This is a genomic window from Parafrankia sp. FMc2 (assembly GCF_041008525.1).
Lineage (GTDB): Bacteria > Actinomycetota > Actinomycetes > Frankiales > Frankiaceae > Parafrankia.
Window position 1 is genome coordinate 1 of sequence record NZ_JBFLUG010000197.1, and the last position, 10358, is coordinate 10358.

Annotated in this window: 7 protein-coding genes; 3 read left to right on the plus strand and 4 right to left on the minus strand. The window is 76.4% G+C overall.

The features are described from left to right. The first annotated feature begins 479 nt into the window (after positions 1-479). Complete coding sequence (locus AB1460_RS33425; RefSeq protein WP_368966251.1) at positions 480-803, plus strand: glutathione S-transferase C-terminal domain-containing protein; 324 nt, start codon at positions 480-482, stop codon at positions 801-803. Positions 804-851: 48 nt separating this feature from the next. On the opposite strand, the gene AB1460_RS33430 is transcribed toward AB1460_RS33425, so the two are convergent. The 3 genes from AB1460_RS33430 to AB1460_RS33440 all read right to left on the minus strand — a co-directional run bounded on the left by AB1460_RS33430 (position 852) and on the right by AB1460_RS33440 (position 5158). After that, complete coding sequence (locus AB1460_RS33430) at positions 852-2726, minus strand: serine/threonine-protein kinase (protein ID WP_368966243.1); 1875 nt, start codon at positions 2724-2726, stop codon at positions 852-854. A gap of 89 nt (positions 2727-2815) precedes the next feature. Then, positions 2816-3505: an adenylate/guanylate cyclase domain-containing protein gene (locus AB1460_RS33435; protein ID WP_368966244.1), complete on the minus strand. Its 690-nt coding sequence runs from the start codon at positions 3503-3505 to the stop codon at positions 2816-2818. A 204-nt stretch (positions 3506-3709) separates the two neighbouring features. Beyond that, positions 3710-5158 carry an FAD-binding oxidoreductase gene (locus AB1460_RS33440; protein WP_368966246.1) on the minus strand — a complete coding sequence of 483 codons (1449 nt, stop codon included), beginning with the start codon at positions 5156-5158 and terminating at the stop codon, positions 3710-3712. Positions 5159-5362: 204 nt separating this feature from the next. Here AB1460_RS33440 and AB1460_RS33445 point away from each other — a divergent pair, with 204 nt between their 5' ends. Continuing rightward, positions 5363-6454 carry an AfsR/SARP family transcriptional regulator gene (locus AB1460_RS33445; protein WP_368966247.1) on the plus strand — a complete coding sequence of 364 codons (1092 nt, stop codon included), beginning with the start codon at positions 5363-5365 and terminating at the stop codon, positions 6452-6454. Then, positions 6438-9485, plus strand: a complete 3048-nt coding sequence (locus AB1460_RS33450) for a helix-turn-helix transcriptional regulator (protein ID WP_368966249.1) — start codon at positions 6438-6440, stop codon at positions 9483-9485. The genes AB1460_RS33445 and AB1460_RS33450 overlap by 17 nt, the downstream gene beginning before the upstream one ends. Here the strand turns inward: AB1460_RS33450 and AB1460_RS33455 are convergent. Beyond that, on the minus strand, positions 9380-10192 hold the full coding sequence (locus tag AB1460_RS33455) for a hypothetical protein (RefSeq protein WP_368966250.1): 813 nt from the start codon (positions 10190-10192) through the stop codon (positions 9380-9382). The two genes, AB1460_RS33450 and AB1460_RS33455, sit on opposite strands and share 106 nt — an antisense overlap. Positions 10193-10358: the final 166 nt, after the last annotated feature.

The following is a 10358-nucleotide window of genomic DNA, read 5'->3' on the forward strand; positions in this document are numbered from 1 at the left end:
GCAGCGCGCAACATCGCCGCAGGACGTGCGGTGACCGCGCGGGGAGGCGTGGCGCTGGCCGTGCCCGTGAACCGCGAACCTCAACACCGCGCACCTCCCCTGGCGGGTGTGTAGGAGTTGGAATCCCTCTCGTTCACGAGGGGGAGGACGCCAACAGCGTCTCCTACGTCGACGACACCCGCGACGCCCGCGGCTGGGCCTTCCGCGCGGCTCGGGGCCCGGACCCGGTGAACGGCTTCACCCTGCTGCGCGAGGCCTACGAGGCGACCGAGCCCGGCTTCGACGGGCACGTCTCGGTGCCGACGCTGTGGGACCGGGCGACCGGGCAGGTCGTCAGCAACACCTACGCCAACATCGGGATCGACGTCGCCACCCGGTTCCGCGCGTGGTCCAACGGCGCGGACACCTATCCGGAGGCGCTGCGCCCCGAGATCGAGCGGCTCGACACCTGGATCGGCCCCGCGGTCAACTGGGGGGTCATGCGGGCGCGCGGTGACGCTGAGGCCCGGGCCGCCCTGCTCGGCGCGTTCGCCGAGCTGGACCGCCGGCTGGCCGGCTCGCGTTATCTGGTCGGTGACACACTCACCGAGGCCGACCTCAGGCTGTGGGTGACGCTCGCCCGCTACGCCGTGCGCGGTCCGGCGGAGCTGGGTGCGCCTGCGTTGGAGGAGTTCAGCCACCTGGGGGCCTACGCCCGCGATCTCTACCAGCTGCCGGCCTTCCGGGCGACCACCGACTTCTCCTCGTTCACCCGGTCCGAAGCCGCCCCGCCGCTCTCGTGGGACCTGGCGCCGGCTCAGTGATCCGCCGCGGTCGAGGGTGGCCCCGGCTGCGTGGTGACGGACCGCCGCTCAGACCCGGGTGATCTGGGAGACCCGCCACCCGGCCGCGGTCGGGACGAGGTTGACGTCCTGGACCATCGTGCCGGTGGCCGCCTGCCGGGTCAGTGTCCGGCCGTAGGCGTTGACGACGGAGAACGGCATCATGTGCGAGGTGAAGCGCAGGACCACGATGCGCTCGTTCTCGGTCAGCACATCCACGGAGTCGATGACCTGCTCGCCGCCCTGGCCATGGCCGCCGACCGCGATCATGGCCCGGATCGACTCCTCCTCGGTGGCCCGTGCGCTGCTGGCCTCGGTGTACACCTGGCCGAGCAGATCGATGTCGGCGGCCGCGTAGGCGGCGACCCGGCCCCGGTCGAGGGTCCGCAGCACCTCGGTCCAGTACTGCACGGTGTGCCGCCCGCCGGCCGGCTCGGGGGCGGGCCCCGGCGCGCCCGCGGCCCCCGGCACGTCGTCGGTGACGGGCACCGTGGTCGGGGCACTGTTCGGTGGGGCGGAGGAGGCCGGCGCGGGCGGCGGGGACGTTCCGGTGGCGGCGGGCGGGCCCGAGGGCGTCGTCACGGCCGCGGGGACGGCGGCACCTGACGCCGGGCCCGCGGCCGCTCCGGTGCTGGAGGCGGTCACCGCGGGAGCGTCGAGGGCACCGGAGGAAGCGGCGTCCGGCATGGAGCGGACCAGGAGAAGCGCCACGCCCGCGGCCGCGAGGGCGGCGATCGCCGCCGCGACTGCCCCGAGCGTCCGTCGCCCTCTCCCGGGTGGGTGGCGTCTGTGCCCGGCCCGCGACTGCCCGCCCCCCACCCCGACCCCCGCACCGGGCGCGGGGCCGGGATCCGGGGACGCCCCGCTGCGTGACGCCGGCGCCGACGCCGGCACGTCCGCCCCGGCCGGCGGTAAGGCCGAAGTCAGCAGCTCCGCTCCTGCCGCCGCCGCCCCCGCCACCGGTGGGGGTGTGGCGGGCGGTCCGATGCCGACTGCCGTCTGCATCGGCTCGGCGACCGGCGGCTGGCCGGGCGCGGCCTGGGCCCGGGGCTGGGCCTGGATCGGCGGCATGGCGGCCATCGGCCGGGTCGAGCCGGTCAGCTGGCCGAGAAGGTCGGTGGCGGTCGGCCGCTCGGGCGCCTTCTTGCTCATCGCGGCGCGGACGAGCGGGAGCAGGCGGGTGTCGAGCCCGTCGAGGTCCGGCTCGCCGTGCACCACCCGGTACATGACGGCCGGCGCGGCACCGAGCCCGAACGGCGACCGGCCGGTGCCGGCGAACGCGACGACACCACCCCAGGCGAAGACGTCCGCGGCGGCGCCGGTCGCCTCCCGTGCGGCCTGCTCGGGTGCCATGAACGCCGGGGTGCCGACGGTGTCGGACGCCCCGGTCAGCAGCGAGGCCGACTCGACCGACATCGCGACGCCGAAGTCGATGAGCCGCGGCCCGGTCTTCGACAGCAGCACGTTGCCCGGCTTGACGTCCCGGTGGACGAGGCCGGCGTTGTGGATGGAGGTGAGTGCGGCGGCGATCGCGACGGCGAGCTGGTGCAGGTCGGTGGTGGACAGCGGGCCGTTCTCGTCGACGGCCTCGGCGAGCGTCGGCCCGTCCAGGAACTCGGTGACGATGTAGGGCCGGCCGTCGGCCACACCGAAGTCGAGGACCTCCGCGGTGCAGAACGGCGCGACGCTGCAGGCGATCCTCGCCTCGCGCTGGAACCGGGCCAGGTACTGCCCGTCCCGGGCCAGGTGCTCGTGGATGACCTTCACGGCCACCCGGCGCCCCTGCGGAGAGCGGCCCAGGTAGACCCGGCCCATCCCGCCGGTGCCGAGCACGCCCTCGAGGGTGTGTGGCCCGAGGAGCGTGGGGTCGGTCGTCAGCAGCGGCGTCACCCCGCCCACCGCCATGCGCATCACCCCGAATCAGCTCACCTCACGTGACCGGTAGGCCGCCGGCCGGCGCATCGCGGCTGATTCTGCCATTGCGGATGAAGTGGTCAGGCGGCCCGCCGGGCCGGGCTGCCGGCGGAGACCTCCCGCAGCACGGCGCGGTGCGTGGCCAGCGGCTGCAGCGCGGCGGTACCGGCGGCCGCGGCCGCCAGCCGGTAGGCCTGCACGAGCGCGACCCGGCCCTTGACGGTCGTGGGCGCAAGCGCGACAGCGCCGTCGCCGGCCCCGGTCAGCCCGGCGGCGGTCTGGGCGCAGACGACGGTGGTGCCGGGCTCGCGGGCCATGGCCTGCAGCCGCGCGGCGAGGTTCACTGTGTCGCCGACCAGGGTGAACCCGAGCCGCTCGTCGTCGCCGAGAACGGCGGCGGCGACCTCGCCGGTGCACACCCCGATGCCGAGGCCGAACGGCGCCAGGCCCTGGGCGGCCCAGGTCTCGTCGAGCCGCCGCTGCCGGCGGTGCATGGCGGCGGCGGCCCGGCAGGCCCGCTCCCGGTGGTCAGGTGCGGGCCCCGGGACGCCGAACGCGGCGAGCACGGCGTCACCCGCGTACTGGATGACGGTCCCGCCCGCGCCGAGGACGGCGGCGGCCATCTCCCGCCGGTGGGCGTCGAGCTGGCCGGCGAGCACCATCGGATCGGTGCGTTCCGCGATGCCGCTGTAGCCGCGGACGTCTGACATCAGCACGGTCACGACGAGCCGCCGGGCCACCAACGCGGGCCGGGGGTCGATCGTGTTCACGGTTGCAGGCATCCTCGCTGCGTCCTCTCTGCGTCGAGGTGGGGAAGATCGGGAAGGGTGGGGGCGGCCGCGGGAGCGGCCCGCCAGGCCGGCGGCGCCAGGGCAGCGGCCGAGGCCGAGATCCAGGCCGGGAGCCAGGCCGAGGCCGTGGCGGCGGCCGTGGCGGCGGCCGGCGCGGCGGCCGCACGGGTGCCGTGCCCGGCACTAGGCAGCCGGGGGGACGGGGTGGTTGGCGACGAACAGCCCACCCGGGTCCACCGCGGCGCGGATCGCGCGCAGCCGGGCCCAGGTCCGCGGGTCGTAGCCGGCGGAGGCGTCGACCTCCGCCTCGACGAAGCCGAGGTACTCCTGGCCGCCGGCGAACGGGGCCAGCGCGGCGGCGACCCGGCGGGCGTCCGCGACGGCCTGGGCGGCCGCATCCGGTGTGGGCACGACCCCGCAGGAGAACAGCACGAACGCGCCGTCGAGGCAGGCCAGCGCGCCGCCGCCCGGAGCCGGCCGGGCCAGCGCCCCGCCGAGCTGGCGCAGCTCGGCCGGTACCGCCAGTGAGGTCCCCGAGTCGGGGCCGGCGGTGTTCAGCACGGCGTCGACGGCCCCCGCCGGCAGCCCGGCGAGCATGCGGCTGGCGGACACCACCGGTGTCGGTCCCTCCGGGTCCATGTGCAGGCGGATCAGCGCGGGTGCCGGCAGCCGGGTGAAGGTGTCAAGCTCCGGTCCGAGTTCGCGCAGGGGGGCCAGGATCCGCTCGGCGTCGGCGTTGTCGCCCAGCACCGCGCCGTCGATCGCCACCAGCTGCCGGCCGCGGACCGCCTCGGGCATCTCCGGAATCGGTGGGACCTGCAGCAGCCGCAGCGCGGTGGTGACCGCCTCCGGCGCGGTGCCCGCCCAGTCGGCCCAGCGGGTGAGCACCCGTTCCGCGTGCCGCCAGTCCCAGGCGAGCAGGCCCGCGTAGGCGGTGTCGATCGGGTGGAGGTCGAACTCCAGCGCCGTCACGACGCCGAAGCTGCCGCCGCCGCCGCGCAGCGCCCAGAACAGATCGGCCTCGTGATCCGCGTCGGCGCGGACGAGGGTCCCGTCGGCGGTGACCAGCTCGATGGCGGTCAGGCTGTTGGTCTGCAGACCCAGCGCCCGCGAGTACCAGCTCAGCCCGCCACCGAGCGAGTAGCCGGCGACCCCGACATCCGGGGACGAGCCGTGCAGCGCGGCCAGCCCGTGGGCGGCGGCCGGCGTCACGACGTCCAGCCAGAGCGCACCGGCGCCCACCCGGGCCCGCCGGGCCCGCGGGTCGATGGTGACCTCCGTCAGCCTGGACGTCCGCACCAACACGACGTCGTCGAGCGCGCCCAGGGACGCCGCGCCGTGGCCGGTGCCCTGGGCGGCGATGCGCAGGTTGTTGGCGGCGGCCATCCGGACCACCGCGGCGACCTCCGCGGCGTCCGCGGGATGGGCGACCGCGGCGGGGCGCTGGTCGACGGCCGCGTTCCACGGCAGGCGGGCGGCCTCGTAGCCGGGGTCGCCCGCGAGAAGCAGGCCGCCGGCGGGCGGTGCCGGCACCGACCCGGGTGCCGGCACCGGCGCGGGGGACAGCACGGTGGGCGGGGCCGTCGCCATGGCGGACGGGGCGGTCTCGGGGTGGAGCTGGTCGATGTTCACGGGTGCGTCTCCCTGGTGTCTGGGCTGGCGGGACGACAGTGCGTCAGGCGCCTTGCGGTGCACTTGGGAGCGGCCGCTTGCGGACCACTTGAGAACGACTGACGTCGACTGACAAGCCGTCCCAAGAAGGCCGGATGGCACAGGGCGGCGGGTGTCGTACATTCGCTCGGACGCCGAACGCGGGCGGCGCTGAGGGGGAGAGCTGTGCGCGGTGGTCAGGGCTGGGCAGGAGGACCCGGCACCGGTGACCGGAACGTCCCGAAGGCCCCGGACGGCCGCACGGATCCGGCTGGTCCGGCTGGTCCGGCTGCTCTGGGTGCTCCGGGTGGATCGGGTCGAGCGGCCGAGGCCGACCTGCCGCTGATCAGCGTGCTGGGTGACCTGACGGTCTCCCGTCGCGGTGTGGCCCTCGACCTGGGCGGGCGTCGCCAGCGGGCGGTGCTCGGCCTGCTCGTCATCGCCCGGGGGGACGCCGTCGCCGCCGACCGGCTGATCGACCTGCTGTGGGCCGACCGGCCGCCGTCGGGGCCGCACGGCGCGCTCCAGTCGTACGTGTCCCACCTGCGGCGCGCCCTGGAACCGGAACGCGCCGCCCGGTCCCGCGGGACGGTGATCGTCCGGATGGGGTCCGGCTACGCGCTGCGGGTCGCCCCCGACGCGGTGGACGCCTGGCGGTTCGAACAGCTGGTGCGGCGCTCCGGAGCGGGCGCCGAGCCGCAGGTACGGGTCGACCTGCTCACCACCGCGCTGGGCCTGTGGCGTGGGCCGGCGTTCGCCGAGTACCGGGACGAGGCCTGGGCCCGCCCTGAGGCGGCGAGGCTCGCCGAGCTGCGGGAGGTCGCCCGCGAGCAGCTGATCGAGGGCCGGCTCGGCCGCGGGGAGACCGCCGTGGTGGTGCCCGAGCTCGAGGCGCTGGTCGCCGAGCAGCCGCTGCGGGAGGAGCGGTGGCGGCTGCTCGTCCTGGCCCTGTACCGGGCGCAGCGGCAGGGCGACGCGCTGGCGGCGCTGCGCCGGGCCCGGCAGGTGCTCGCGGACGAGCTCGGCGGATCCCGGCCCGGCGCTGCGCGCGCTGGAGGCCGAGGTGCTCCGCCAGTCACCGACGCTGCAGGCACCGCCACCGACCGCCCCCGGGGCGTGGGCCGCGCCCCCGTCTGCTGCCACCCAGCCGTCTGCTGCCACCAGGCCGGCCGCCGCGCCGTTGTCGGCGCCGCCGGAGTTCGTACCGTCGGCATCGGCGGCACCAGCGTCCCCGTCCCCGTCGCCGGTCCGGGAAGGACTGGTGGATCGGGATCGTGAGGTCGCCGAGCTGGCCGCCTGTGTGGCGGAGGCGGCGGCGGGCGAGGCCAGGCTGGTGGTCATCGAGGGCCCGGCCGGGATCGGCAAGAGCCGACTGCTGGCCGAGGCCCGTCGTCTCGCCGTCCCGGAACGGTTCCGGGTGTTCACGGCCCGCGGGAGCCAGCTGGAACGGGAGTACGGCTTCGGCGCCGTCCGCCAGCTGTACGAGGCGGAGGTCGCCACCGGTGCGGCGGGTCGTGGCGTGCTCGTCGGGCCGGCGACGCAGGCCGCGTCGGTGTTCGACGTCCGGCTGCCCGATCCTGATCCCGGCCCCGGACCGGGTGTCCTGGTCGGCCCGGCCGGCCTGGTGGGCACCGCGGGTGCGGCGGGCGCCGGCGGGCCCGGCCTGGCGGGGGCGGCTGATCCGACCGCCGGCGGGTACCCACCGGGCCGGCGGCGAGGTGACGGTTCGTTGGCGGTCCTGCATGGCCTGTACTGGCTGACGGTGCGCCTCGCCGCGGACGGGCCGGTGATGCTCGCCGTCGACGACCTGCAGTGGTGTGACAGCGCCTCGCTGCGCTTCCTGTCATACCTGGTGCGGCGGGCCGAGGACATGCCCGTCCTGATCGTCGCGACGCTGCGGACCGGTGAGCCGAGTGACGAGGAGGGCCTGCTGGCCGAGCTGACGCACGATCCCGGCACGGTCTGGATCCGGCCGGCGCCGCTCGGCCCGGGCGGCGTCGCCGACCTGGTGCGCGGCCGGCTCGGCACGGACGCCGAGGACGGTTTCGTGGCCGCCTGCCACCGGGCCACCGCCGGCAACCCGCTCTACCTGCGGCAGCTGCTGCGGGCGCTGCAGGCCGAAGGGGTCCGCCCGCGGAGCGCGCAGGCGGGCACCGTCACCGCCATCGGGGCGCGGGCGGTGTCCAGCCTGGTGCTGATGCGGCTGGCGCGCATGCCGCGGGAGAGCACCACTGTCGCCCGCTGGATCGCGGTGCTGGGCGGTGGCGCGGTGCTGCCGATCGTCGCCGCGCTCGCCGGCCTGTCCGACGCGGCGACGGCGGCGGCCGTCGGCACGCTGGCCCGGGCCGAGGTGCTGCGCGACGACTACCCGCTCGGCTTCGTCCATCCACTGGTCGCGGACGCCGTCTACCGCGACCTGCCGCCGGGGGAGCGGCAGCTGCACCACGACCGGGCGGCCCGCGAGCTGTACCGGTCCGGTGCCGCGCCGGAGCAGATCGCCGCGCACCTGCTGCAGGTGCCGCACCGGGGCGACCCGTGGGTGGTCGGCGTCCTGCGGCAGGCCGCGACCCGGGCCACCGAGCGGGGCACTCCGGACGCTGCCGCGTCCTACCTGGTCCGCGCGCTGCGCGAGCAGCCCGAGCCGGACCTGCGGGCGCAGGTGCTGCTCGAGCTGGGTCAGGTGGCCGTGCTCAGCGACGGCGTCGCGGCCCTGACCCACCTGGCCGAGGCGTACGAGGCGCTCGAACCCGGGCCGCGCCGGGCACTGGTGGCGCAGATGCTGACCCGGGCGCTGGTGTTCGCCGGCTCCCAGGGCGAGGCGACGCGCTTCGGCTACCGGGTCGCCGACGAGCTGCCGGACGAGCTGGGCGACGAGCGCCAGGGCCTGTTCGGCCTGGCCCGCATCGGCGGTTACATGCACGACGTCGACCCGGCGGTCTGGCGCCGGACGCCCGAACCGGCCGTGACCGGCGACGGCCCCGGCGCGCGGATGCTGGCCGCGGCGCTCGCCTGGGAGGCACTGATCGACGGGGTTGACCGACCGCGCGCCGTCGAGCTGGCCCGGTTCGCCGTCACCGGCGGGGTGCTGACCCGCGCGGACGTCGGGCTGCTCTGGGTGGTCGCCGCAGTCGCGCTGCACCTGGCGGACGAGGACACCGACGCGGTGTTCCAGGACGGCCTGGACCACGTGCACCAGCTTGGCTCCGTGTTCGGGGCGCTGGCCGCCAACATCTGGCGGGCCTATGCCCGCTGGGGGCACGGTGACCTGCGCGAGGCCTACCAGATCTTCCAGCTCGCCAGCGACCAGTCGGCGACCTGGGGGCTGGCCTTCGGCTCCGGCCACAGCGACTCGTACGCCGTCGGCGTCCTGGTCGACATCGGGGACCTCGCGCAGGCCCGGGCGCTGGCGGACGCCATACGTGACAAGCCGCGCTCGCCCGAGGGCATGCGGCTGTTCGGCGAGATGCACGCCAGCCTGCTCATCGCCGAGGGCCGCCACGCGGAGGCGCTGACCAGCCTGGATGAGGTCCGCACGCTGATGGCGCACGCCAGGAACCCGGCCTGGCGGCCCTGGCACTCACTGCGCGCCCAGGCGCTGGCCGGGCTCGGTCAGCGCGACCAGGCCGTCAGCCTGCTCAGGGGCGAGCTCGCCGCGGCCCGCGCGTGGGGCACGCCGACCGCCGTCGGCCGCACGCTGCGCCTCCTCGGCGAGATCCGCGCCGGTAACGGCGGCGGCAGCAGCGGTGAGGGTAACCGCGACGGTGACGGGGGCCTCGCCGAGCTCCGGGAGGCCGAGGCGCTGCTCGCCCCGACGCGGGCTCGGCTGGAGCACGCGCGTGCCCTGCGTGCCCTGGCGAGCCGCCTCGTCACCCCACGGACCCCGGCTACACAGGCGAGGCCGGCCACCGCGGACCCGGGGGACCGGGAGCGGGCCCGGGAGCGGGAGCGGGCCCGGGCGATGCTGGTCCAGGCGGCCGAGCAGGCCTGGCGGTGCGGCGCGACCGGGCTGTACCGGCGGATCAGCGACCAGCTCACCGGCGCCGGGGAACCCCTGGCGACCCGGCCTCCGGCCCTCGGCCCGACGTCCATCGAGCGGGACGTCCTGCGCCGGCAGGCGGCCGGGGCGGACGAACAGGAGATCGCGGAGGCCCTGTTCGTGACGCCGCACTCGGTCCGGCGGATCCTGGCCTCGGCCCGGGCAGCTCACCCCACCGACGGCGGCCCCACCGACGGCGGCCCCACCGGCGGCGGCCCCACCGGCGGCGGCCCCGCGGGCAGCGCCACGGCGACCTCGGTGCCGAGGCGGTAGCCGTCGGCCAGCGGCAGGTCGTCCCCGCTCCAGAACCGGCCCGGGTCATACCAGTTCGGGCGCCGGCCGGGCAGCAGCAGGCCCATCGCCTCGTAGGTGATCGCGACAACCTCGGCACAGTAGGCGGACTCCAGTCCCACCTGCGCCGATCCGTCCGACGCAGGGCGCTCCTGCGTCGCCATCCCCTGCTCGGGGCCGGGGCCGGGGCCGTCGGGGGCCGGCCGGTGCCGGTGGCGGTGGCTCGCCCAGGCCCGGACCCGGCCCGGTGGGCGCGGCAGCGGCACCCGGCCGCCCAGCCAGCGGGCCGCGAGCCGGGCGGTGGACGGGAACGGCGTGCCGTCCAGCCGGGCGACGGTGCGCAGCACGGCGTCCTCCGCGGCGCGGCCGACGGTCGGGTCCAGCTGCCGCAACCACGCCCGCTGGCCGTACCGGGTGCCCCAGACGACGACAGCCTCGCGCAGGTCGTGGAGCTGCACGCCGCGATGGTGGCCGCCGGTCCAGACGTCCCGCAGCGACCGGCCGAGCTCCGCGTGCCACATCAGCGGCGGCAGGTCCTCGAGCACGACCGCCATCCCGACATGGTTGACGGGGCTGTTCGTCGTCATCTGGATGGCGCGGTCGGCAGCACTGCGCCCGCGGAAGACCCACAGGTCACCGGTGCGGGTGAGGTCCACCGCCTGGTCGAGGGTCAGGGGGGTTCCGACCATGGCCCCAGCCTAGGGGGTCGCGGTTCCGTAGCCTGAGCAGTTGACGTCCTCCCCCGTGTGGACGCGGGAGATTCCAACTCCTACACGCCCACAGAGGAAGGGGGTGCGGAAGGTTGAGGTTCGCGGTTCACCGGCACGGCCAACACCGTGCCTCCCCGCGCGGTCA

What these genes read in the sequence shown, in the direction of transcription:
- AB1460_RS33455 (WP_368966250.1), bottom strand. Translation starts at nt 10,192, where the DNA reads ATGGTCGGAACCCCCCTGACCCTCGACCAGGCGGTGGACCTCACCCGC.
- AB1460_RS33430 (WP_368966243.1), bottom strand. Translation starts at nt 2,726, where the DNA reads ATGGCGGTGGGCGGGGTGACGCCGCTGCTGACGACCGACCCCACGCTC.
- AB1460_RS33425 (WP_368966251.1), top strand. Translation starts at nt 480, where the DNA reads ATGCGGGCGCGCGGTGACGCTGAGGCCCGGGCCGCCCTGCTCGGCGCG.